Genomic DNA, 24,900 nt, shown 5'->3' with positions numbered 1-24,900 from the left:
GGGTTATAGGCTTAAATTGTTTAGGCTAATAATAGTATTGTTATATTCGTTTAGTTTTTCCAGGTAAGAAAGTTTAATACTAATGGCACTTTCCATACTTTGGATATAATTGAAGAAGTCTATTTCTCCTTCCTGGTAACTTCTAAGCGCAACTTTAATGATCTCGTCGGCTTGTTTTAAACCAAAATCCTCGTAATATTCAAGATCGCTGGCAAACATTTTTAGTCGATTATGCAGAGTTTCGATCTCATTTTCCAATAAAACGATCTTATCCTGAAGCTGCGCATCGGCCACTTTCTCATTTATTTTTGCAGCTTTTATCTGTGAATTATATGAGGAAAAGAACAGCGGAATTTTAAGACCTACCTGATAACCATAAACCTGGCCACTGGTGTTATTATTGCTTCCGGTAAAATATTCCAAATTAAAGCCGGGCAGTATTTTTTGTTTTTCAATACTGGTAATATTATGGCTAATATTGGCCTCTTTTTGATAGTAATTTTTTATTTGCTGTTTATGCTCTTCAAAATTTATTAAGCTGAGTTTAGGAATGGGCGACTCGGCGATTAGGATAGAATCTTCGCTTTGCACGAGTGCGTTTATTTTTCCTGAAATAATCTCTTTTTGATAGGTAATTTGCCTGAAATTCTTCTGAATTTCCTGCTGTTTTGCCTGTGCGGTGATCTTTTCGAGATAATTAGATTCTCCCAATTCAAATTTTCGGCTCGCGGCATGCGCAAAATTATCATAAAGGCTATCCAGATTGGTATAAAGATTTTCCTGGGCAATAAGCTTTTGATATTCGTAATATAATTGTGCCAGTTTTTTATCCAAAATCGTCTTGCGAAGATCAAAAAACTGCTCTTGCAATTCTGCCTGATTCTTTAACTTTTTGCGCTGTTTAAAATAAACTCCGGGGAAATCAAAATCCTGCGAAACGCCCCAGGTCTTTAGCGGAAGATTATTAAAAACATTACTTTCATCGTAATTATAATAGACCGATGTTTTCTCTAAATTAAAAGCGGTGCTAACCAGATTTTGCTTGTTTAAGATCTCTAAAGAATCGGCTTTGATCCCCAGATTATTTTCTGAAGCCAGTTGCTGTAATTCGTTAATATTGTTGATAATTACAGGATCTTTTTGTTGACTTTGTCCCATTGCAGGGATTGAAAGCATAGCGAAGAAAATAATGATTGATAAAGGCTGAACCCTAAGTTTCTTCTCACCCTCTTCTTCGGTTTTTTTCTCTTTATGAAATAGCGAATAAATAATAGGTAAAACCACCAAGGTAAGCAGGGTAGAAGTGATTAATCCGCCGATTACGACAGTTGCTAATGGCCGCTGAACTTCAGCTCCTGCATTATTCGATATTGCCATAGGTAGGAATCCTAAAGCGGCAGATAGTGCAGTAAGTAAAACAGCTCTTAATCGATCTTTAGCTCCGTTAATGATATCTGCTGAAGTTAATTTTGCACCACCTTCAGACATTTCTTTGTAATGTTCGATCAATACAATTCCGTTTAATACAGCAATTCCGAATAAAGCAATAAATCCAACTCCGGCTGAAATACTAAAAGGCATTCCTCTAAACCATAAAAATAAGATTCCGCCAATCGTTGCAAATGGGATCGCAGAGTAGATCATTAAAACTTCACGCAAATCGTGGAAAGCAAAGAATAAAAGGATGAAAATTAGAATCAGTGCAATTGGAATTGCAATTTGTAAACGTTTTGAAGCACTCTCCAGGTTTTCAAACTGCCCACCATAATCGATGGTGTAACCAGGAGGCAAACTGATATTTTCATCAACAATCTTTTGAATATCACTTACAACAGATTTTAAGTCACGATTTCTAACATTCACGCCTACCACAATTCTTCTTTTGGTATCATCTCTGGAAATTTTTGCGGCACCATTTTGTACGCTGATATCTGCAACTTCACGAAGCGGAATTTTACCAGCGGTTGGCGTATCGATATAGAGATTATTTAAATTACCAATGTCTCTTCGTTGATTTTCAGATAAGCGCATTACCAGGTCGAAACTACGCTCACCTTCAAAAACGGTTCCTACAGATGTTCCTGAGAATCCCATACTCAGTACTTCATTTACATCCTGAATATCGATTCCATATTTCGATAATTTCGCTCGGTTATAATCGACAGTGATCTGCGGTAAGCCAACGATCTTTTCAACAGTAATATCTGAAGCACCGGGCACATCTTCGATCAAACTTTTAATTCGGTTTGCCTTACTGCTTAGAATATCCAGATTTTGCCCAAATATTTTAATCGCAATATCTGCTCTTACCCCGGTAATTAATTCGTTAAAACGCATTTCTATAGGTTGCGTAAATTCCAGTTCCATCCCGGGAATAACAGCCAGTTCTTCTTTAATTTTAGCTGCAAGCTCGTCTTTGGTTTCTACCGTTGTCCATTCACTTTTGTCTTTTAGTGCGATAATCACATCACTTTCTTCCATAGACATAGGATCTGTAGGAACTTCAGCAGCACCAATACGGCTAACCACTTGTTTTACTTCAGGAAATTTATCCAGTAAAATCTGTTCCATTTGTGTGGTTTTATTTATCGTGGCAGATAGGGATGTCCCTGTTTTAAATACCGGTTGTATCACAAAATCTCCTTCATCTAACTGCGGAATAAATTCGCCACCCAGGCCAGAGAAAATATAAACGGCAATAGCCAGTAACACCAAAGCCCCCGCAATAACTGTTTTTCTGAAATTGAATAAACGATTCATGAATTTTGCGTAGCTGTTTCTAACTTTTTCCAACACTCTAAAGGAAAGTGAGCTGGTTTCCTTTTTCTTAGGTTTTAGGAATAATGCTGAAGCTACCGGCACGTAGGTTAAACATAAAATTATAGCCCCAATAATCGCAAAACTAAAGGCAAGCGCCATTGGTCTAAACATTTTACCTTCTACATTGGTAAGTGAAAGTATTGGTAAGAAAACAATAAGGATAATCACCTGGCCAAAAATGGCAGATCCCATCATCTTAGAAGCACTAACAAAAGTGGCTTGGTCATTAAGATTATGAACTTCTTCTTTATTAAGCTTGTCGTATTTTCTAAAACGTTGGGTGATCTCGAAAGCACAATACTCTACGATAATCACGGCACCATCTATAATAATTCCAAAATCGATAGCTCCCAAACTCATTAAGTTAGCATCGATTTTAAAAATGTACATCATTGTAAGGGTAAACAGCAAACAAAGTGGAATTACCGATGCTACGATAATTCCAGAGCGAATATCTCCTAGAATAACCACTACCACAAAAATCACGATGATAAAGCCTAAAACCAGGTTTTCTGTAATAGTAAAAGTGGTTTTTCCTATTAGTTCACTTCGATCTAAAAAGGGATTGATTTTTACACCTTCGGGTAAATTCGATTCAATTTCAGCAACTCGCTCTTTAACCGAATTAATCACTTTTTGGGAATTAGCACCTTTTAGCATCATGATTTGTCCCAAAACTTTTTCTCCTTCGCCATTTCCAGTAATGGCGCCATATCGGGGTGCGTGGCCAAAATCTACCTGCGCAATATCTTTTACGTAGATTGGGGTACTGCCTTTAACGGTAACTACGGTGTTTCTAATCTTTTCTAAAGAATCGATTTTACCATCGCCACGAATAAAGAAAACCTGATCGTTTTTCTCTATATATCCACCACCAGAAATGCTGTTATTAGCCTGTAGCGCGCTTAGAATATCTGAAATCCCAATATCCAAAGAGCTAAGTTTAGCCGAATTGATGGCAACTTCGTATTGTTTTAAAAAGCCACCCCAGGTATTAATTTCTACAACCCCATCGATACCAGAGAGTTCTCTTTTTACGATCCAATCCTGGATACTTCTTAGTTCTGTCGCATCATATTGATCTTCGTAACCAGGCTCGGTTTCTAAGGTATATTGATATATTTCCCCAAGTCCGGTAGAAATTGGTCCCATCACGGGAGATCCAAAACCTTCAGGAATACTTTCTTTAGCAGCATTAATTTTTTCTGAAATAAGCTGGCGAGGCAAATAAGTTCCCAAAGATTCGTCGAAAACTATGGTAACAACTGAAAGTCCGAATTTAGAAACCGATCTAATTTCTTTTACGCCCGGCAAATTCGCCATTTCTAACTCAATTGGATAAGTGATATAGCGTTCCATATCCTGAGTAGAAAGATTTTGGGAAGTGGTAATTACCTGAACCTGATTATTGGTAATATCGGGTACCGCCCCAATGGGAATATTGCTAAGTGAGTATATCCCCACTCCAATAAGAATCACGGTAAAAATTCCTACCAGGATCTTGTTTTGTAAACTAAACCTAATAATGTTTTGAAGCATTTTCTAACAATTTTAGGCGCAATTTGGTAATTTGCCCTTAGAAAAAACTAAGGCAATTCTTAAGATTCCCTTAAGAAGATTTTTAAAAAGTTTAAGAATCTACTTTTATGATAAATCGATAAAATAGAATTCATTTCTTTACAAAATCGCAAATAAAATATTTTAGGAAGCTTATTTTATTAATTTAGAATGGCAATAAATAAGACTTTTTTGAGGAATCTTACAAGTCATTATAAATCAGAAACTTTAAAAAGTTTCATTATTAAGCAATATGAGCTTTTTAGATCATCATAATTGATTCTAAATGTTGATATTTGTGTTTTTGTTTTTAAGATGGAAGCTAGACACAAACAACGCATCGCATTAAGTATTTGTTTTTTTATAAGTGGAATTTCATTTTCTACCTGGGCTTCCAGAATTCCGTCAGTAAAAGAATTATACGATCTAAGTGAAGCCGAGTTAGGAAGCCTGCTTTTAGTAATGCCTTTTGGAAATATTGTGGGTTTACCTATTTCTGGCTGGCTGGTATCAAAATTCGACAGTCGTAGTCCGCTTTTTGCTGGGATCGTTCTTATTTCTATGTCTTTAGCTGGGATTGGCTGGTCTACCAATATTTATACTTTAATGCTGAGTATGTTCTTTTTTGCTTTTGCGATGCGAATAATGAACATCTCGATGAATACTCAATCGATAAGTTTACAAAAATCTTTCCTTCGGAAGATCATAGGTTCTTTTCACGCTGCATGGAGTTGTGGAGGGATCATTGGCGTGGCTTTGTCGACTTTTATGGTGAAATTTGGTGTAGAAATGCCTATTCATTTAAGTGTAGTTGCGACCGTAAGTTTAGTCTGTATTGGTAGTAGTTTTGGTTTTTTACTTAGTGGCGATAAAACTACCGGCGGTAGCAAATTAAAATTAGGAAAACCAGATGGCTATATTTTCATCTTAGGGCTAATGGTTTTTTTCGCGTCTTTGTGCGAAGGCGGGATGTTCGACTGGAGCGGAGTGTATTTTAAAGAAGTGGTTGGAGAAGAGATCTTTACGCTTGGCTATCTAACTTTTATGGTTTTTATGGCGATTTCTCGTTTCTGTTCAGATTTGGTGGTAGAAAAAATAGGGATGCCAAGAACGTATATTGTTAGTTCTTTAATGGTTGTTTTTGGCGTTTTAACGGTGGTTTTATTTCCTTATTTCTGGCCGGCTTTAATTGGTTTTAGCGTAGTTGGTTTAGGGATTGCAGCAGTAATGCCAATGACGATGGGCCTTGCAGGAGAATCACCAAAATATAGCCCTGGAATGGCAATTTCTATCGTAACAACATACAGTGTAACGGGAATGCTACTAGGACCGCCATTAGTTGGTTATTTAGCCGAATTACTCGGTTTAAAGATTGCTTTTTTATTGTTTCTTATCGCCGGATTAATGCTTTTCCCCATTTCCAGAAAGTTCTTTAAAAGACAGGCAAAAGTGCAGAATAGTTAATCCTGACTAGCAATTTCTGTTTCGATCATCTTAGGACTGGCAGAAATGTTTCCATGTAAAAAGCTTTTGCGCTTTTCGTCATTAAAATTGAATAACATTAGCGTTAAGTAAAGCAAAAGCAGAAAACTAAGGCTTAAGATAGAGATGTTATTTTTTACAAAAGCTCTCATATTTAATCGTCCGCTTTCAGAAAGTGGGCTTTACCTTCGTTATAGCCTTCTAAAAAAGCTTCTGTGTTTTCATTCCAGTCTAAAAAAACATTTAGCGAGAAATAACAGAAAAATCCTAGCAATAAAAATTTCAGGTCTCTTTTGGTAATATTTTTCATGGTTAGTTGGTTATTGGGTTCAATAGATTTAGATGATTATAAATTTAAGGAATTTTTAAGAATAGAAAAAAGGGGAATATTCCCCCTTTAATCAAACTAATCAGTCATTTATTATTCAGATTTCTGAATTAAAAAATCCTTGTTCATTTTATCGAATCTTACTCCGCTGGTTCTGCCATTATCTACTTCAAATCCTATAATTTCATTTTTACTGTTACGTATAAATTTTATGGATTGCACTGGATAACCCGTGGCAAAAGTATCTTCAGTAGTATATTCTAATTCTAAATTTTCAGGAAATAAAAAGCTCGAAATTTCTAGATGTTCGTCTTTCATTTCAATTTCATAAACGGTTTCAATCTCACTGCTGTAAAAACTTCCGGTGAAAATATCGAGTTCTACTTTTTCTGAAGTTTCTATTTTCTTGGCTATATGCAAGCCATTTTGAATTAGCGTTAGCGAATCTGCCGATCCGTTTTCGTTAAGATGAAATTTTATCCGGGCATTAACGCCTTTAATCTTGAAAAGCGAATCAGATTCGGCCATTAAGTCAAATTCTGGTTGTCCGGTAGCCTGCGCATAAATTCGGTCTTCATCTTTCATAAAAGTCATCACAAAAGATTTCATTTCCTCTAAAGCATATTTACCCAAAAGTTTTTCGAATTTCGATGTTTCATACACAAAATCTTCAGAGGATTTTTCCGAAGAAATTCTGGTCGCCGTATGATTTCCATTCTGCATTAAGGTTAAGGTTTTCGCATTTCCTTCTTCGTCTAGATCAAACTTTACACGTGCGTTAATTCCTTTAATTTTAAAAACCGAATCAGATTCTGCAATAAGTTCTATTTCTGGCTGATTAGTAGCTTGAACTGTGATTTTATCATCTTTCTTCATAAAATTCATAATAAAATCTGGTGCCTCATCTAAAGCATATTCACCTAGCAGTTTTTCAAATTTTGCAAGATCATATTTGCCATCTTCAGCTTTTTTAGATGAATCGAATTCTTCTTCAAAATAAATATTGGCAATTTTATTCGCCATTAAAGCACTATTAAAAGACGCATTATTACTTTGAGTGATCACCGCTGCATCAAATTCTGGTAAGTACATTAACATCGATCGATGCGCGTTATCTGCGCCACCATGCTGAATTCGCTTTTTATCCTGAAATTCATCGATAAATAATCCAAATCCATAATCTAGCGTATCTCCATTTTTTAAAACAAAAGGCGTCGTCATTGCCTTAAAAATTTCTTCGCCACCTAATTGGTGAGATTTGAAGTTTTCGACCCAGTTTTTTAGATCGGGTAGGGTAGTGTAAATTCCGCCTGCACCACGTGAATATTGCAAATCTTCAACTTCTACATAAGCACCAGATTCGCCAATTTTATACCCGGCAGCACGATTGGGAATAATTTCATCGTTAGAAGCTCTAACGCGAGTATTATTCATATTCAACGGTTTAAAGACATTTTCTTTCATCCAATCTGGGAAAGGCGTATCGGTAACTTTTTCGACCACAAGACTCAATAAAATAAAGCCGGTATTATTATAATTGAATTTAGTTCCCGGTTCGTTTTGCAATTTTGGCTGATTTTGGATACTTCTAATAATTTGCTCCTCGCTAATTGGCAGCGTAAGATCGCTTCCGGTAAGCGAAAAAAGATTTAGATATTCACGATATCCGTTGGTGTGCGTTAAGAAATTTCGCAAAGTTACTTTATGCTCAAATTCGGGTAATTCTGGGATATATTTTCTAATATCATCGTCGATATTTAATTTTCCCTGTTGCTGCAACAGCATGATCGCCATCGCGGTAAATTGTTTTGTGGTAGAACCAATATTGGTTGGTGTATTGGTTTTAAACGGAATATCATAGCTAAGATTGGCCATTCCGTAGGCCTTTTCTAAAAGTACTTTTCCTTTTTTGAGAACCAAAACTTCAGCGCCTGGATGATCACCAGAATATCCAATTAATAGTTGGTCTACTTTACCTTCAGGTGATTTTGCCAAAGGTTCTGCTGTTAAAATTTCTATGCTGAAGTTTCCGGAGTCTTTCTTAAACGGAACCACTTCCAGCCGGTAATCTCCTTTTTTGCTGGTTACAAAACTGAAGTAATCTGGCCCTTTTCCGGTTTTATCAAATTCTTCTACTAATTTATCTTCTGCGGAATATAACTTTACAACGCCATCTACGGTTTCCTGTTCGATCTTGCCATAAACAAAGTAAGCCGAATCTAATGCTATAGTAAAGGATTCAGCGCTTTCTGCAGTTTTTAATGTTCCTGAAATTGGTTGATTTGGTTTCAGTTTTTCCTGCGCACAGACGGGAATTAAATTCAGAATAAAAAAGGAAAAAAATAATAAATAATGTTTTTGCATGATTGATGGTTTTTGATGCTGTTTAATTCTAAGAGCTGAAATTATGGATTTTAATGCTCTTATTTATTATACGACGAGCTAATATAAAATTGGTTACAATTTTATTCAATTTAAATACTTTTTGGAGAATTCATCCTAAGTTTCGATAATTTTCTATAGACTTTACCGTTATTTTTTTATCTATCAAAATGTATTTCTATATGAATAAGTTTTATGTACTCATTCTTTTCTTTTTCTGTTTAATTTCCTGTTCTGAAGATGATGAAATCCGATTTGCTGAAGTGCCTTCAGATTATTTTGTGAACGATCTGGAAGCGCCGCAAGATTATAATGCTGAAGACTGGCATGATTTCACCGGAATTCCGTTTTATGTGAAATCTGTAGCTTCAGGAAAATTTTTAAGTCTTTCAGATCAACAAAATACCTTAATTTTAAAAGATTTTACTGAAACTGACGATCGTTTTGCTTTTGGTTTGTCTAATTCAGCGTATGATGAGGATTCTTTTACTTTAATTTCAGTTCCCGATGTGAGAGAAATAGGAGTAGGCGAGAATAGTGATATTTTGCAGCCTGTTGTATTTTTTGAAGAAGAAAATAATCAATTTCAGAACACACAATTTTGGCGAATTTTACCCAGTAAAAATGAAAATTATTCGTTGATTCAAAATGCGAATTTAGGCGAAAACAACAGCAATTTTGTTCTTGAAAGTGCTGAAAGTTCTGTTTTTTTATCTGCAAAAAATGATGCTGAAAATCAACAATTTCAGATTATACCTAGAGGAAATTTTGAGATTTATGATATAGAATTTTTGGTAGATGAGGGTGAAGTTACTAACAGCGAGTGGATAATGGTAAATAGCGATACGATCACAAATTCAAGCGAGGAGATAATGGAATTTTCAGATCCAGATGAAGGGAAATTTCCTAAAAGTTTTACCGCTTCTTTTGCTGAAAATAATCAACAAATCTCAGTTGAACTTGAAAATGATAGTTTTCAAACTAGACTTCCTGAAATTCTATTTGATAATGAGGAAGCAACAATAGATACAGGATCGCGTCATGAAGTGAATTATAAAGAAGCTTTTGAGTGGACAACAAATTTTGAGTCTTCTGAAAATTTTACTTTCAATATACCACCGCAAGCTACTTACGCTATCAATTATTCTTTAAATAAGTATCATTTTGAAGTTCCTTACAAAGTTACTTATAGAGATTCCAGTAGTGGCGCTCGCTTTTCTAAAAAAGGGATTTGGGAAACTGACTATTATTACCAAACAAATGTCGAGTTAAGCGAAGTAGAAGAATAGCTTTTGTCGAAAATATTTAAAAAGCTTCGATTCTGAACTAAGATTCGAAGCTTTTCAATTTAAATACTTTCTCTTCTCAATACCTGTAATGGCGGATTTTTAATAACGCTTCGGCTATTCGCCAATCCTATAATTAAAACCAGTAAAGTGATTCCCGGGAATAAAATTCCAAACGGAACCCAGGATGGGATAAAGGTCGTTTCAAAAGCCAACCAGGCTAAAAGCAAACTGCTAATTAGTGAGAGTAAAATTCCGCTTAAACTTCCCAAAACACCTAAATAAATATATTCTAAAGCTGCGATTTCAAGGATTTGGTTGCTTTTTGCACCAATGGTTCGCAGCAATACACTTTCATTGATTCGCTGATATTTGCTGGTTCTAACGGCACCCAGTAAAACGATGATTCCCGTAAGAATACTAAAAAATGCCATAAAATTAATGATCCATCCTATTTTATCGAGCAAGCCTTCGATGATGCTTAGCACCTGGCGAAGATCTAAGATCGAAACGTTTGGATAATTGCTGACTAATATTTGCTGAATTTCAGCTGATTTTTTAGCATCTGGAACCTGCGTGGTCATCACGTGAAATTGTGGTGCCTGTTCTAAAATTCCTTTTGGAAAAACGATCGAAAAATTAGTTTGCATTCTTCCCCAATCCACTAAACGAGTGCTGGCAATTTCAGTATTCATCAACACGCCCTGAACATTAAAAGTAACTTTATCGCCAACTTTTACCTTGGCATCTTCAGCAAAATTGGTGCTCACCGAAATTGGAATTAGCGCTGTATTTTCGCTTTCCGGAATCCATTCGCCATTTTCGATACTTTCCGAAGCAATTAAAGAATCGCGATAGGTCACTCTAAACTCATGACTCAAAATCCAGCCATTTATCGTAGAAGTAGTGTCCTCTCTAATCTCGTTTACACTGCGGCCATTAATATTTTGCACGCGCATGGTAACGATTGGGATGTCTTCTAAGACCGGTAGATCCTGAGATTCTATAGTTTCAGCAATATTTTTTGTCTGGTTGGTTTGCACATCCAGCAGGATCATATTTGCGCTGGTATTGTTATTTTCTAAAGTGGCCTGCGCGAGTAAAAGGTCTTTGCTGAAATAAAGTGTGCTTATCAAAAAAGTACCAATCCCAATGGCAAGGATTAAAATTAAAGTCTGATTTTGTGGTCTAAACAAATTCCGAAGTGATTGTCTTGAAACAAAACTCCACGAATCTGGGAAAAACTTCCTAATTAGATTCATAAACACTTTAGCCACACCGGCTAAAATCGCAAACGTGACTAAAACACCACCAATAAAGGATAGCGAATATTGCCAGTTTCTAAGCAGCCAAAACGAGAACAGAAATAAAAATAAAATAATTAATACTGAAATTCCTAAAAGCGCTTTTCGTGATTTTGAGCCTGTATTTTCTTGAACCCGTAATACCTGAAGCGGCGATACATAAAGTGTTCCTACTAGCGGATACAAGGCGAATAAAACCGACATTAAAACGCCCAAAATGATCCCTGCAAAAATAACTCGCCCTGAAATGGATAAAGCAATTTCAACCGGAAGTAATCCTTCTAAAATTACCGGAAATGCGTACTGTAAGATCACTCCCAAAACACTTCCTAAAATTCCGCTTAATAAACCTATAAAAGCGACCTGAATTAAAAAGATCAAAAAGCTTTGTTTTCGTGAAGCGCCAAGACATTTTAGTACGGCAACCGACTTTAATTTTTCTTTGATGTAAATATTTATGGCACTGGCAATCCCAACACAACCCAATAATAATGCGATAAAGGCAACAAGATTCAGGAATTTTCCGAAGTTCTCATAACGTCTTCCCAATCGTTCGCTGGTAGATAAATGTGTATCTAAATCGGCATCTTCTTTATCTAACTGAGGATCGATTTTTTCGTCTAAAAGTTTAAGATCGGTATTTTTATCGGCTACAAAATAGTAGTTGTAATTAATTCGGCTTCCGGTTTGTATAAGTCCCGTTTGCTCAATGAATTTATACGGAATAATTACCGGTGGCGCAATGGCCCCAAAAAGCGAAGAGCTACCGGGAGCCTGAGTTAATTTACCTAAAATAGGTAGCGTAATTTCACCAATTTTAATACTATCGCCAACACTAAGATCTAACTGAAGCATCACCGTGGCATCTACCAAAGCTCCGTTTTGATTTTGGTAATCTATGCCGGCAGATTTTGGAGTAGTTTCAAATTCTCCATAAAACGGAAAACCGCCATCGATACCGCGAACGCTTACAAACTTTGTCCCCGTTTTATTGGGAAAAGCCGCCATCGAGGCAAAACTAATTTCACGAGAATCGATGCCCAGCGAATCCATAATTTCGGTTACCCGTTCACTTGGCGGGTGATTCATATCAATGGTATAATCGGCGCCCATCAAAGATTTAGATTGTAGCGCAATATTATCCTGTAAATTTTCTCCAAAAGACTGAATAGAAACCACCGCGGCAATTCCTAAAACGATCGAAGCCATAAAAAGCAAAAGCTTACGTTTGCTGGCTTTCCCATCTCTCCAGGCCATTTTTAGCAGCCATGAAAATCCCGGTTTTGTGGTGTTTATTTGCTGCATTTTAAATCCCGGTTTTTTGATCTGATATTATTTTACCGCCTTTGATCTCCAAAATATGCTGCGTCATTTTAGCCAATTCCATATCGTGGGTTACGATGACGAGCGTGGTGCCTAATTCAGCATTTAATTCAAATAAAAGCTGAATCACTTTTTCCCCGGTTTCAGCATCAAGATTTCCGGTAGGCTCATCTGCAAAAAGAATTTCAGGATCGTTAGAAAATGCTCGTGCCAAAGCCACACGCTGCTGTTCACCACCCGAAAGTTGCGAAGGATAATGATGCATTCGGTGATCTAATCCCACTTTTTTCAGCAGAGATTTTGCTTTTTCTGTTGCTGTTTTATTTCCTTGTAATTCTAGTGGAACTGCCACATTTTCTAAAGCGGTAAGCGTAGGTAATAACTGGAAATTCTGAAAAACGAAGCCGACTTTTTGATTCCGAAGTAAAGCAAGTTCATCTTCAGAAAGGGAACTCAGTTTCGTTCCGCATAATTCGATATCGCCATTATCGATCTGGTCTAAACCGGCGCAAAGCCCTAACAACGTAGTTTTTCCGCTTCCCGAAGGGCCAACAATCGCAAAGGTTTCTTTGGCTTCAACCTCAAAATTAATATCGTTTAAAATCTGTAATTTTTTGCTTCCGCTATCGTAGCTTTTCTCCAGTTGGGTAACGTTTAATATCTTTGTCATTGTGGGTTTAGAAAGAATTTGGGTCTAAAACATACAAATTAAGAAATGATTTTAAGACCTTCTGAGATTTATCCCTTAAACTTGTTTAAATTTCTTTTCTGAAATAAAATTGATCATGAAAATAACAAATCTTAGTAACCTGATATTAGCGATTTTTTGCCTTGTTTTTTTGAATTCTTGCAAGAATGAAGAAAAGCAATCTAATTCTTCTTCGGAAGAAAATGCTGTGGAAGAGCAGGTTTCAGCTGAGAATACAACAGAAGAGATTCCGGTAGTTTTATTTTTTGGAACCAGTTTAACGGCAGGTTTAGGTTTGGATACCGCTGAAGCTTATCCGGCTTTAATTGAGAAAAAAATGGATTCGTTGGGAATGGATTATAGTGTGGTAAACGCAGGTTTAAGTGGGGAAACCACGGCGAGCGGTTTAAATAGATTGGATTGGGTTTTTAAACAAAATGTAGATATTTTGGTTATCGAACTCGGTGCGAATGATGGTTTACGTGGCGTTTCTTTAGATGAAACCAGAAGTAATTTAGAAGAGATCATTAAGATCGCCAGAGAGAAAAATCCTGAAGTAAAGATCATTCTCGCAGGAATGCAAATTCCACCAAACATGGGCGAAGAATACACGTCTGAATTCCGTTCCCTTTTCCCAGAACTTGCAAAGGAATATGATTTAGAACTTATTCCATTTTTGTTAGAAGGCGTTGCCGGTGATTCAAAATTAAATCAGCAAGACGGAATCCATCCCACCGCTGAAGGACAACAAATTTTAGCCAATAATGTTTGGGAAGTCTTGAAATATGATGTTCAGTGATTCAGTATTCAGTGAGCCGTCTCAGTTGGCAGTTTCAATTAACAATTATCAATAGACAGTGAGCAGTCGCAGTGGGTAGTGATCAACCAACAATAAACAATTTGTATTAAGTGTCATTTCAAGTGAGGTACGAGTCGAAAAGTCTGTTTTCAGTTGTTGCTAAGATCTCTCCGCTTCGCCTGCCTGCCGGCGAGATAGGTTCGAGATGACAACGAATATCGTATTAAAAGCAAAATCAAGTAAATAAAAGAGTTCGATATTTAGATATGAGAATGTTATTTTTTCACGCCACTTTCAGTAACTGGGATTATTTAAAAAGTTTAATTGCAAGTTTTTTTTAGTTACTTTATCCTTCAGTTAGCCTAAAACCAAATGTCATTTGGAGCCTGACTTGCCAGCAGGCAGGCGAGGTACGAGTCGAGAAATCTCATCTTCAAATTGATCCATTTCCAAATTATCAAATTATCCATTTTCTAACAGCGAAGCGGTCTCAATTCTCTTTTCTAAAATCTAATTTCCACTAAACCTCAGCTTTGGCCTTTTTTGCGGCTTCTTTATCTTGTTTTACTTTGTTGGCGGCGTAATCGTAGCCCTGCTTCCACCAATCGGTCATTAGCTTTTTATTGAAAACAAGTGAATTTTCGGTCAGTTTTGTTGGCGTGTAGAAAATATTCAGTTTTACGTTTTTATTCAGCGCAGCTAGTTTTCCTTCAATCACATCGTGATATTCAACCTGGTCTAAAACAAAGCTGTATAAATTCAGCATCAAACTAAATGGATTCTTACCTAACACCTTGTTATATTCCATGTTTTCAGCCTCTAAAATAATAGCATCTACCTCTGTAGCGCCACGTTTTATGGCTTCTCGAATAGGCACAACGCAGCCTAAACCACCATCGGCATATTCGAATCCGTTTTTATTGGCCAGGCTCATAAACGGAATATAATTGCAGGAAATCCAGATCCACTCGCAAAAATCTTCATAAGAACATTCATGCATCGATTTATATTCTACCCGGTTTTTAGATAAATTGGAAACAGTTACTACTACGTCACCAACTTTATTTTGAAGGTTTCTAAAATTTTCTTCTGAAAAATTACGCCGAATATGTCTTAAAAGGTTCTTGCTTTCACCAAATGTGCGTTTCTTTTTAAGAAACTGCCAGAACATATTAAAGTAGTTGATGGTTACATATTCCCTGCCTTCTTTCTTCTTTACGATAAAAGGATTTAAACTAAAGATCTTACGCTGATTCACGTTTGTGTAGAGATCGTAAACCTTAGAAATATTACCTTCGGCCAGATGCGGAATCAATAAACTTCCGGTAGAAGTTCCCAGAAAAAGATCGTATTTCTTCTTCTCGGCTTCCATTAAATATTGGGCTACTCCGCCTGCAAATGCTCCTTTACTACCGCCGCCCGAAATTACCAATGCTCGCATTAAACTTCGATTTGGTTTAATTCTTCACTCTTCAGTTTAGCGTAATTAAATCCGCTTTTCCACCATCGTTTCATCTTCTCTTCTTCAAAAATAAGGGAATTCGTTGTTAAAACTGTGGGCGTGTAATAAAAATTGATAATTACATCTTTATTCGCCGCCGCAAACTTCCCGATTCTAATATTTTGATTTTCAACCCGATCTGTTATAAAATTAAAAAGGTTGGTAATTAATCCAAAGACATTCTTAGAAGGCATTCGGTTTAAATGGCTCACCTCAGTTTTTAAAATGATCGCATCAATTTCTGTTGCTCCGCGTTTTACAGCTTCCTCAATTGGCACCATCGATCCAAAACCACCATCTGCATATTCGCAACCTTCTTTTTGAACCAAACTCATAAATGGCGTGTAATTGCAAGAAATCCAGATCCAATCTATAAAATCCTGATAATCGAAATCTTTGATCGATTTATATTCAACTTCATTTAAAGATAAATTAGAAACAGTGACTAAGATTTCCTTTTCTGTAGCTTTTAATTGCTGAAATTCTTCTTCAGAAAAAGTATTTAAGATCAGTTTTTTAAGATTCTTGCTTTCACCAAAGGTTTTTTTCCCCTGAAGGAAATTACGAATTACACTGAAGTGATTGATGCTTATCTGGTCGTAACCGTGTTTATGCTTAATCAAAAAAGGACGATTATTAAAAATACTCGATTCGTTTACTGAAGTATACACTTGCCGAATTTTTTCAACCTTCTGCAACGCCAAATGAGAAATTAGTAAACTCCCGGTAGAAGTCCCCAGGTAGAGATCATAATCTCGCTTCATTTCTTCGATCAAATATTGGGCAACGCCGCCGCCAAATGCGCCTTTACTACCACCTCCAGAAATCACTAATGCTTTCATTGAAAATTAAAACTATTTGAGTTGAGATTGAAAGTAATCCCATTCCTTTTTTGAAAAAGAACTGGATAAATTCTGAATTTTCGTCAAATACTTATCGTAAGTTAATAACTCCTTAAGCAATTGTCTACAAAAATCCCTAAAACGATAAGTATGATGCTGCGTTCCCTGCATTAGATCTTTTAAATTTTGGTCTGAAAATGCATCGATCTGAAACAAATAACTAAACGCATTTTGCCGAATTTGGAATGGATATTTTGTTTGCGTATAACCCGAAAGTTCAGCGTAATTATCCTGACTGTTTCCTGCATCAAACTCGGGTGTCACCAAATTTAAAGTGAGCCACAACATTCGTACATTCTTATCGTAAAACCCCTGAATATTCCTTGTTTTGCTTAAATATTTGGAGCGTTCTTGAGGAAAGTTGGTCCACAATGTCATTAACGCATATTCCTTTGTTAAGTAAGAATCATCATTTAATAGATCTTCAAATTCAGATTTTAATGTCTGCGGAATTTCTTTCATACTCGAGGCAATAGCCTGGCGAACAAAAATATTTCCGGTTTCAAAGGCTTTTCTGTAAAGATCAATAGCTTCTTGAGCCGTAGCTCCTTGTAATTGCATCACTACTTCCTGCCCCACATAATCATTTACCGGAAAATCTAAAGCACCATTCAAGACATTATATTTTGTACCCACGCTTTGCTCCCTAACTGCGGCAACATCTAAATACTGTCTTATAAAAGCTGATTTCTCTAAAGAATTCAGCGCTACATTTGCCTTAAATGCCGATTGTTCTAACCAGTCTTTTCGAAACTGTGATAGATCCTGGCCGCTAACATTCTCCATTTCTTTTAGAAGATCCTCTGTAGAAACATTGCTAAAACTGTATAATTTCAGGTAATTTTTTATTCCGGTTTTAAAAGCTTCATCGCCTAATTGCTCTCGCAAAATATGTAACGCCCAGGCTCCTTTTTGGTAGAATGTAAGTGAACTTGCTTTAGAATTTAGCAAAGCTTCACCTTCACCTCGATCACTCATCTTTTTTAGCTGCTCGGCGGTTTCGTATAATTTCCAGTAATAATAATCTTCGCCAAAGATTTGCTTTTCGGCCAATAAAGCGTAATAAGTTGCAAATCCTTCCTGTAGCCAGTGATGTTTACCTTCGGCTTCGGTTACCAGATCACCAAACCATTGGTGTGCGAGTTCGTGCGCATTTACATTTACATAATTTTGATCTTTAAATCCTATACTATCGGTTAGCATCGATTCAGAAAAAATCGTAGTCCCAGTATTTTCCATCCCGGCATATAAAAAATCTTCAACAGGGATTTGTTTATAATTTTGCCAGGGAAAATCGACACCAATTTCCTCTACTAAAAAGTCGAATATTTTCTTCGAATATCGATAGGTAGGTTCAACCAGATTTTCATCTTTTGGCTCGTAATAGAGAGAAATAGGTACACCTCCAGCACTTTGCAATTCTTTGCTCTTGTAATTTCCCGCAGCAATAGCCACCAAATAGCTACTCATAGGATCTTGCATACTAAACGACCATTGTTTGATCGAATCATTTAGCACTTTTTCATTTTCCAACTTTCCGTTGGCAATTACCTGATAATCTTTTTTAAAATTGATCGTTAGATTGAAGATCGCTTTTTCCCGCACATCGTCAAAACTTGGTAACCAATGCGAAGTGTAGCGGCCCTGCCCCTGCGTCCAAACCTGTTTACTTATTTCTTCGGAATTTTCTTTATCCCAGTTAATAAAATACATGGTTTGTTTTGGTGAGCCATAATACTTCAACTGAACCGTATTCTCTTCAGAGGGAGTCAGTTTCTTTTTGATCCAGATCTTATCTTTAGCTAAGCGAAAATCGGTTTCCTTACCATTCAGCATCACTTTTTCAAAAGTCATATCTTCAGTATCAACAAAAAAGGAATCTACCGCTTTTAGAACGTCAAAAGAATAATTAACGTTACCATCGATTTTGGCCAATTCAGGATAAATACTTACCTCAGCATTCACCTTTTTAAAATCTACAAACTCGATTTGATTTTCTGGAGTTACCGATTGTGCCTGCGTTAAAAAAGCATTTAAAAATATAAGGGAAAAGAATATTTTCTTCATTACTGGAAACTGTCGTTTGGTACTGCCAAATTACAAAATTTAATGCCAGAGGCTTCGATTTACCGCCAATCTTTCGGCAGTAATCAATGATCGCTAAAAAGAAATAGCATAAAATGTGCCTGAAATAATTCTAAAATTAGGCATTTTAATATCTTCGTTTTTATGAATTCTAATATTCTACAAACTCCGATCGATTATTTAAAGGGCGTTGGCCCCAATCGTGCCGATGTGCTACGGAAAGAATTAGGAATTCATACCTACCAGGATCTGGTGAATTTTTTCCCTAATCGCTATCTCGACAAAACCCGCTTTTATAAAATTGCCGAATTACAACGAAACTCGGCTGAAGTGCAGGTGGTGGGAAAAATAGTGAATATTAAAACTGTAGAGCAAAAACGAGGAAAACGCCTGGTTGCCGATTTTGTAGATGAAACCGGCCGTATGGAACTGGTTTGGTTTAGAGGCCATAAGTGGATTCGAGAAAACCTGAAATTAAACACGCCATACGTAGTTTTTGGAAAAACCAACTGGTTTAATGGCATCTTTAGTATGCCGCATCCCGAAATGGATACGCTCGCCGATTTTAAAAAGCAGCTTCGCGCGGCGATGCAGCCCATTTATCCTTCTACGGAATTATTACAGAAAAAAGGGATTACCAATCGCGTGGTAAATAAAATGCTGCAACAGCTTTTTACGGAAACCCAGGCGCGATTTTTTGATACGCTAAGCGAAGAAATTAAGAACGAATTTAAGCTAATTTCGAAAGCTGAAGCCCTTTTTAATATCCATTTTCCTAAGAATGCCGAGTTGCTCGCAAAGGCACAGTTTCGCTTAAAATTTGAAGAGCTTTTTTATATTCAGTTGCAATTATTGCTGAAAAATCAGCTGAGAAAACAAAAAATAAAAGGCTTTGTTTTTGGCGAAATTGGAGAAAATTTCAGCGGATTTTACAAAAATCACTTGCCTTTTGATCTTACCGAAGCTCAAAAAAGAGTGATCAAGGAAATTAGGGCAGATCTTGGAACCGGCGCACAAATGAATCGTTTATTACAAGGGGACGTAGGTTCTGGAAAAACCATTGTGGCTTTAATGAGCATGCTAATTGCGATTGATAATGATTTTCAGGCCTGTTTGATGGCTCCAACAGAGATTTTAGCGATTCAGCATTACCAGGGATTAGTCGAACTATGCGAAAAAATGGATCTTTCTATTTATTTGCTTACCGGTTCATCCAAAAAAACGCATCGACGTGAGCTACATGAAAAACTTGAAAGTGGCGAGATCGACATCTTAATTGGTACGCACGCACTGTTAGAAGATAAGGTAAAATTCAACAATCTTGGCTTAGCAATTATCGATGAGCAACATCGTTTTGGTGTCGCGCAACGAGCAAAATTATGGCGAAAAAATAAAATTCCGCCTCATATTTTAGTAATGACAGCTACTCCTATTCCGCGTACTTTGGCGATGAGTTTATATGGAGATCTGGATATTTCAGTAATCGACGAATTACCACCGGGAAGAAAACCGATAAGAACAGTACATCGTTTTGATAGCAATAGATTGAAAGTTTTCCGCTTTCTAAAAGAAGAAATCGACAAAGGCCGGCAGGTTTATGTGGTGTATCCTTTAATTCAGGAATCTGAAAAAATGGATTATAAGGATTTGATGGATGGGTATGAAAGTATCGCCAGGGAATTCCCTGATTATCAAATTTCAATAGTTCATGGGCAAATGAAACCTGCAGATAAAGATTACGAAATGCAGCGCTTTGCGGAAGGAAAAACCGAAATTATGGTCGCAACCACCGTGATAGAAGTTGGCGTAAATGTTCCCAATGCCAGTGTGATGGTTATAGAAAGTGCTGAAAGATTTGGGCTTTCACAATTGCACCAGTTACGCGGACGTGTTGGACGTGGCGCCGAGCAGAGTTACTGTATTTTAATGACCGGCCATAAATTATCGAACGATAGCAAAACAAGATTAGAAACTATGACGGCGACCAACGATGGTTTCCAAATTGCTGAAGTCGATCTAAAACTCCGCGGCCCGGGAGATATTATGGGAACACAACAAAGTGGTGTACTTAATCTTAAGATTGCAGATATAGTGAAGGATAACGACTTACTAAAAACAGCACGGCATGTAGCTCAAAAAGTGCTTAAAGAAGATCCAAAACTGGCCTTAGAAAAGAACAAAATTTTACGATTTACTTACGGCCAATTAGCCAAGCATCAAAACATCTGGAATTATATTTCCTGATTGTAGAAATTAGCCAAAAATCCCTTAGAATTTTACAAACCTTAGATTATGCCAAAATAATTGGTAATGCTATCTTTGTGGATTGTAAAATTACTTAGATGAAGATTTCATACAACTGGTTAAAACAATTTATAAAGCTTCCTGAAGATGCCGAAAAAACCGGAGAATTACTAACAGATCTTGGTTTAGAGGTTGAAGGAATTCAGAGTTTCCAAAGTGTAAAAGGTGGTTTAGAAGGTATCGTGGTTGGGCACGTTCTTAGTTGCGAAAAGCATCCAAATGCCGATAAACTAAATCTTACCAAAGTAAATATTGGTGATAACGAAGAAGTACAAATTGTTTGTGGTGCACCAAATATTGCTGCCGGGCAAAAGGTTCCGGTTGCAACTATAGGAACTGTTCTTTACGATGAAAAAGGTGAAGAATGGAAGATCAAAAAAGGAAAAATTAGAGGCGAATCTAGTTTTGGAATGATCTGTTCTGAAAAAGAAATCGGAGTTGGCAGTAGCCACGAAGGTATTATGGTGATGGATGCAGATCTTATCCCGGGAACACCTGTGGCTGAAATTTTTAATGTTGAAAATGATAAGGTTTTTGAAATTGGTTTAACGCCAAACCGTGCCGATGCCATGGGACATTGGGGTGTTGCCAGAGATCTAAAAGCAGGTTACCAGCAAACCAACAAAACCTTAGAGTTAATCACGCCATCGGTAAGTAATTTTCATGTAGACAGCCGTAGCTTAAGAATCCCGATCTTTGTTGAAGATTCTTCATTGGCACCACGTTATTGTGGGATCACGCTAAGCGATGTGAAAGTTGGTGAATCTCCTAAATGGTTACAAAATCGTCTAAAAGCAATTGGCCTTACGCCAAAAAACAATATCGTAGATGTTACTAATTATGTAATGCACGAGCTTGGGCAACCACTACACGCTTTTGATGCGGCCAAAATAACAGGAAACGAGATTCACGTAAAAACTGTTGAAGCCGGTACAAAATTCACCACTTTAGACGAAGTTGAAAGAGAACTGCACGAAGAAGATCTTATGATCTGTGATAAAGAAAAACCTCTTTGTATTGCCGGAGTTTTTGGCGGATTGCATAGCGGAGTTTCACAAAACACCACTCAGATTTTCTTAGAAAGTGCTTATTTTAACCCGGTTAGCGTGCGTAAAACTGCTAAAAGACATGGTTTAAATACCGATGCTTCTTTTAGGTTTGAACGTGGCATCGATCCTAGCATTACAGAATACGCATTAAAACGTGCCGCTCTTTTAATTACTGAATTGGCCGGTGGAGAAATTACCAGCGATATCGACGATCTTTATCCTAAGAAAATCGAAGATTTCCAGGTATTCTTAACCTTCGATAAAGTAAACAAACTAATTGGTGAGAATCTTGAAGAAGAAACCATCAAATCGATCTTAGCTTCATTAGAAATTCGCGTGAATAACGTTACTGAAACCGGTATGGGATTAACGATTCCTTCTTACCGTGTAGACGTTCAGCGAGAATCTGATGTTATCGAAGAGATCCTTAGAGTTTACGGTTATAACAATATAAAATTCAACGAAAAGTTTAATGCTTCGGTTTCTATTTCATCGAAATTCGAAGATTATAAACTTCAAAATATAATCGCTAATCAACTTGTTGGGCAGGGATTCTACGAAACGATGGCCAATTCTCTAACCTCGCCATCGCATTTAGAACTTACCGAGCAGTTAAAAAGCGAATACAATGTTGAAATGCTGAATCCGCTTAGTGGTGATCTTTCAGTAATGAGACAATCGATGCTTTTTAGTGGTTTAGAAAGTATTCGATATAATTTAAACCGAAAAAGAAGAGATCTTAAACTTTTTGAATTTGGTAAAACCTATCACAGCTACGTTAGCGGTCGTGTAGAGAACAAGCACTTATCGATATTTGTGAGCGGTGATAGATCTACTGAAAGCTGGAATGCAGCTGCACAAAAAGGAACTTTCTTTTATTTAAAAGGAGTGATTGAGGCAGTTTTCCAAAGATTAGGCATTAAAACTCTAAAATCTGGAGCTTCTAAATCTGATATTTTTGCTGAAGGTTTAATGTTAAGTTCTGCGAAATCGAAGTTGGTAGAATTCGGGGTAATAAAAAAATCGATCCTGAAGCATTTTGATATCGATCAGGAAGTTTTATTTGCAGATTTTAATTGGGATGCAGTAATCGAAATTGCTAAAACCCAATCGAATAAATTTGTTGACATCCCTAAATATCCGGCAGTACGACGCGATTTCGCTTTACTTTTAGATGAAGCGATTTCGTATGCTGAAATTGAAACTATTGCTACACAAACTGAAAAGAAATTACTTAAAGAAGTAAATCTTTTCGACGTGTACCAGGGTGATAATCTTCCGGAAGGCAAAAAGAGTTATGCGGTAAGTTTTACTTTTCAGGATGAAAATAAAACGATGACAGATAAGCAGATCGACAAGATTATGAGTAAGCTTCAGTATCGTTTCGAAAATGAATTGAAAGCGAAACTACGATAAATTCCGAAGAAAAAATCTATAAAAATAAAGGCTGAAATTCGATAATTTCAGCCTTTATTTTTTTCAGTATGTATTGATATGATTACGGAAATTGTTTGAAAATTTCGTCTACATATTTCCTTACATCGCGCTCTGTTCTGCGATCATCGATCTCAACTTCATTGGTTGTTCCTCTCCAGATAATCTTGTTGTTTTTTCGGTTTATGAAATCAATTACAATAGACCTGGATGAATAAGGCACCTGCTGAATATTATCGCCAGTAATACGCTGTATGGTATAATAATCCTTATACATAAAAGGCTTGTAATAATCACCTATGTAAAAATCTGGACGATAATAAGAATAACTGGTATACACAGGGTCTGCATTAACCTCAACCTTATCATCGAACATCGTGTGCACATAGATTAAAACCTGCGGCTGATCTTCTTCATAGCGATAACCTTCGTCATCCATATTTTCGTTGATAGTATTTACAATTTCAGAATTAATTTCTTCATTATTGTAACCGGGTGTGCTAATCTTATTCTTATTAGGCAAAAATGCGTAAGTTGAATAATTCTTGAGATCTTTTGGGTTCTCGCCAACTTCTATAGATTTTCCCCCTCCGCAACTTGCTAAAAGGATAACAATCGATAAAAGTCCGCTCCATTTAAGTAGTTTCATAATTTAGGAATTTTACTGCATAATAATAGCTTATGCGCATTTCCCAAAATGATTTAGCATTGTTTAGACATAATTTTAACAAGCATTTAGAAACGTATAAAGTAAAGAAGCTGTTGTCAAATTTATCAATTAACAGCTAAGAGATTGGTATTTAAACCGATATTGTATATTTTAGTGGCACATGCAAAGTGATTGATGATGATGAACTTTCCCCGAACCAACATTGAAAAACAACTTTTAAGATCGCGAAATAAAAGAACTTCTGAAGATCGATTTTTAGCTGAAATTAATTCGGTTTTCAAACAAAATGAAGATAGAGATCAGGATATTTTAAAAGCATTAGAAAATGCTGGTGAAGAAAATATCTCAAATTCATTGAATTTCGACCTGCTGGAATCTAATCGCATTTTTCATATAAGCGATATCCAGAAAATATGTATCGATTACCGATTACGTTTCTTAAGCTCTTCTCTTTTTAAAGCTGAAATTCCTTACGATGCCATTATGGCGATTCGAAAACTGGAAAACGATCACAACACCAGTCTTTCTGGTTTTAGAATTATCGCTCCTGCCCGATTATTTAAATTAGAAAATGCAGATGACCCTTTATTAATGGCACCTATGGGTAACGAATATTACTACCTGGTTCATAAATGGGGGAACGATCTTCATCCTTTTAGAAAATTATTAATGTGGCCATTTAAGCAATTAGAGAATTTTATCTTTTCGATGTTTCTACTAAGTTTAGCCATTACCTATTTAATTCCGCAGGAAATTTTCGCACACGGCGGTAAACAAACAACAACTGAATTTTTAATGATCTTGTTTTTTGTGTTTAAATGGGTTGGCGGTCTGGCTATTTTCTATGGCTTTAAAAAAGGAAAAAATTTTAGTGAATCGATCTGGGACAGTAAATACTACAACGCCTAAAACCCCACAACAACTGCCTATAAATAACGTTAAACTCTAATTAAATAGGGCTTTTAAAATACCCAATATTTGTATTT

At 36.5% G+C, this 24,900-nt stretch carries 15 protein-coding genes; 6 read left to right on the top strand and 9 right to left on the bottom strand.

What is annotated here, in order from left to right; all coding sequences use genetic code 11:
• Positions 1 to 3: 3 nt before the first annotated feature.
• Positions 4 to 4,359, bottom strand: a complete 4,356-nt coding sequence (locus BM201_RS15510) for a CusA/CzcA family heavy metal efflux RND transporter (protein WP_092544239.1) — start codon at positions 4,357 to 4,359, stop codon at positions 4 to 6.
• Between the two features lie 333 nt (positions 4,360 to 4,692).
• On the opposite strand from BM201_RS15510, the gene BM201_RS15505 reads away from it, so the two are divergent.
• Positions 4,693 to 5,841: an MFS transporter gene (locus BM201_RS15505; RefSeq protein ID WP_092544237.1), complete on the top strand. Its 1,149-nt coding sequence runs from the start codon at positions 4,693 to 4,695 to the stop codon at positions 5,839 to 5,841.
• Here the strand turns inward: BM201_RS15505 and BM201_RS18160 are convergent.
• Together BM201_RS18160 and BM201_RS15500 are read right to left on the bottom strand one after the other, a co-directional pair.
• Positions 5,838 to 6,011: a hypothetical protein gene (locus BM201_RS18160; protein ID WP_175487065.1), complete on the bottom strand. Its 174-nt coding sequence runs from the start codon at positions 6,009 to 6,011 to the stop codon at positions 5,838 to 5,840. The two genes, BM201_RS15505 and BM201_RS18160, sit on opposite strands and share 4 nt — an antisense overlap.
• 269 nt (positions 6,012 to 6,280) lie before the next feature.
• On the bottom strand, positions 6,281 to 8,551 hold the full coding sequence (locus BM201_RS15500) for a serine hydrolase domain-containing protein (protein ID WP_092544235.1): 2,271 nt from the start codon (positions 8,549 to 8,551) through the stop codon (positions 6,281 to 6,283).
• Between the two features lie 200 nt (positions 8,552 to 8,751).
• Here BM201_RS15500 and BM201_RS15495 point away from each other — a divergent pair, with 200 nt between their 5' ends.
• Complete coding sequence (locus BM201_RS15495; RefSeq protein ID WP_139219256.1) at positions 8,752 to 9,858, top strand: hypothetical protein; 1,107 nt, start codon at positions 8,752 to 8,754, stop codon at positions 9,856 to 9,858.
• 59 nt (positions 9,859 to 9,917) lie between these two features.
• On the opposite strand, the gene BM201_RS15490 is transcribed toward BM201_RS15495, so the two are convergent.
• Both BM201_RS15490 and BM201_RS15485 read right to left on the bottom strand, forming a co-directional pair.
• Positions 9,918 to 12,464: an ABC transporter permease gene (locus BM201_RS15490; RefSeq protein WP_175487064.1), complete on the bottom strand. Its 2,547-nt coding sequence runs from the start codon at positions 12,462 to 12,464 to the stop codon at positions 9,918 to 9,920.
• A 1-nt stretch (position 12,465) separates the two neighbouring features.
• Positions 12,466 to 13,152, bottom strand: coding sequence for an ABC transporter ATP-binding protein (locus BM201_RS15485; protein ID WP_092544231.1), 687 nt, complete (start codon positions 13,150 to 13,152; stop codon positions 12,466 to 12,468).
• Between the two features lie 115 nt (positions 13,153 to 13,267).
• Here BM201_RS15485 and BM201_RS15480 point away from each other — a divergent pair, with 115 nt between their 5' ends.
• A complete protein-coding gene (locus BM201_RS15480; RefSeq protein WP_092544229.1) occupies positions 13,268 to 13,969 on the top strand; it encodes an arylesterase in 702 nt (233 codons plus the stop codon).
• A gap of 520 nt (positions 13,970 to 14,489) precedes the next feature.
• Here the strand turns inward: BM201_RS15480 and BM201_RS15475 are convergent.
• From BM201_RS15475 to BM201_RS15465, 3 genes are read right to left on the bottom strand one after another with little or no spacing between them, the layout of a single operon-like run.
• Positions 14,490 to 15,410, bottom strand: coding sequence for a patatin-like phospholipase family protein (locus BM201_RS15475; protein ID WP_092544227.1), 921 nt, complete (start codon positions 15,408 to 15,410; stop codon positions 14,490 to 14,492).
• On the bottom strand, positions 15,410 to 16,312 hold the full coding sequence (locus tag BM201_RS15470; protein WP_092544225.1) for a patatin-like phospholipase family protein: 903 nt from the start codon (positions 16,310 to 16,312) through the stop codon (positions 15,410 to 15,412). The genes BM201_RS15475 and BM201_RS15470 overlap by 1 nt, the downstream gene beginning before the upstream one ends.
• A gap of 12 nt (positions 16,313 to 16,324) precedes the next feature.
• Positions 16,325 to 18,439: a M1 family metallopeptidase gene (locus tag BM201_RS15465; protein WP_092544223.1), complete on the bottom strand. Its 2,115-nt coding sequence runs from the start codon at positions 18,437 to 18,439 to the stop codon at positions 16,325 to 16,327.
• A 162-nt stretch (positions 18,440 to 18,601) separates the two neighbouring features.
• Between BM201_RS15465 and recG the strand changes: the two genes are divergently transcribed.
• The gene (gene recG, locus BM201_RS15460; protein WP_092544221.1) at positions 18,602 to 20,701 is read left to right on the top strand and encodes an ATP-dependent DNA helicase RecG; all 2,100 of its coding nucleotides are present in this window, start codon (positions 18,602 to 18,604) and stop codon (positions 20,699 to 20,701) included.
• 98 nt (positions 20,702 to 20,799) lie between these two features.
• Entirely contained in the window at positions 20,800 to 23,226 is a 2,427-nt protein-coding gene (gene pheT / locus BM201_RS15455; protein ID WP_092544219.1) for a phenylalanine--tRNA ligase subunit beta, read from the top strand.
• A gap of 82 nt (positions 23,227 to 23,308) precedes the next feature.
• Here pheT and BM201_RS15450 read toward each other — a convergent pair whose 3' ends face one another.
• On the bottom strand, positions 23,309 to 23,893 hold the full coding sequence (locus BM201_RS15450) for a DUF4136 domain-containing protein (RefSeq protein WP_092544217.1): 585 nt from the start codon (positions 23,891 to 23,893) through the stop codon (positions 23,309 to 23,311).
• 195 nt (positions 23,894 to 24,088) lie between these two features.
• Here BM201_RS15450 and BM201_RS15445 point away from each other — a divergent pair, with 195 nt between their 5' ends.
• Positions 24,089 to 24,823 (top strand): hypothetical protein, encoded by a 735-nt coding sequence (locus tag BM201_RS15445; protein WP_092544215.1) that lies wholly within the window; start codon positions 24,089 to 24,091, stop codon positions 24,821 to 24,823.
• Positions 24,824 to 24,900: the final 77 nt, after the last annotated feature.

The organism is Zunongwangia mangrovi (assembly GCF_900112105.1).
In the GTDB taxonomy this organism is placed as follows: Bacteria; Bacteroidota; Bacteroidia; order Flavobacteriales; family Flavobacteriaceae; genus Zunongwangia; species Zunongwangia mangrovi.
This window is presented reverse-complemented; position numbering and strand designations above follow the sequence as displayed.

Bases quoted from the DNA above. Each gene is read 5' to 3' on its own strand.
- BM201_RS15465 (WP_092544223.1), bottom strand. From the start codon at position 18,439: ATGAAGAAAATATTCTTTTCCCTTATATTTTTAAATGCTTTTTTAACG.
- BM201_RS15480 (WP_092544229.1), top strand. From the start codon at position 13,268: ATGAAAATAACAAATCTTAGTAACCTGATATTAGCGATTTTTTGCCTT.
- BM201_RS15495 (WP_139219256.1), top strand. From the start codon at position 8,752: ATGAATAAGTTTTATGTACTCATTCTTTTCTTTTTCTGTTTAATTTCC.
- BM201_RS15470 (WP_092544225.1), bottom strand. From the start codon at position 16,312: ATGAAAGCATTAGTGATTTCTGGAGGTGGTAGTAAAGGCGCATTTGGC.
- BM201_RS15500 (WP_092544235.1), bottom strand. From the start codon at position 8,551: ATGCAAAAACATTATTTATTATTTTTTTCCTTTTTTATTCTGAATTTA.
- BM201_RS15475 (WP_092544227.1), bottom strand. From the start codon at position 15,410: ATGCGAGCATTGGTAATTTCGGGCGGCGGTAGTAAAGGAGCATTTGCA.
- BM201_RS15505 (WP_092544237.1), top strand. From the start codon at position 4,693: ATGGAAGCTAGACACAAACAACGCATCGCATTAAGTATTTGTTTTTTT.
- BM201_RS15510 (WP_092544239.1), bottom strand. From the start codon at position 4,359: ATGCTTCAAAACATTATTAGGTTTAGTTTACAAAACAAGATCCTGGTA.
- BM201_RS15450 (WP_092544217.1), bottom strand. From the start codon at position 23,893: ATGAAACTACTTAAATGGAGCGGACTTTTATCGATTGTTATCCTTTTA.
- BM201_RS15445 (WP_092544215.1), top strand. From the start codon at position 24,089: ATGATGATGAACTTTCCCCGAACCAACATTGAAAAACAACTTTTAAGA.
- pheT (WP_092544219.1), top strand. From the start codon at position 20,800: ATGAAGATTTCATACAACTGGTTAAAACAATTTATAAAGCTTCCTGAA.
- recG (WP_092544221.1), top strand. From the start codon at position 18,602: ATGAATTCTAATATTCTACAAACTCCGATCGATTATTTAAAGGGCGTT.
- BM201_RS18160 (WP_175487065.1), bottom strand. From the start codon at position 6,011: ATGAGAGCTTTTGTAAAAAATAACATCTCTATCTTAAGCCTTAGTTTT.
- BM201_RS15485 (WP_092544231.1), bottom strand. From the start codon at position 13,152: ATGACAAAGATATTAAACGTTACCCAACTGGAGAAAAGCTACGATAGC.
- BM201_RS15490 (WP_175487064.1), bottom strand. From the start codon at position 12,464: ATGCAGCAAATAAACACCACAAAACCGGGATTTTCATGGCTGCTAAAA.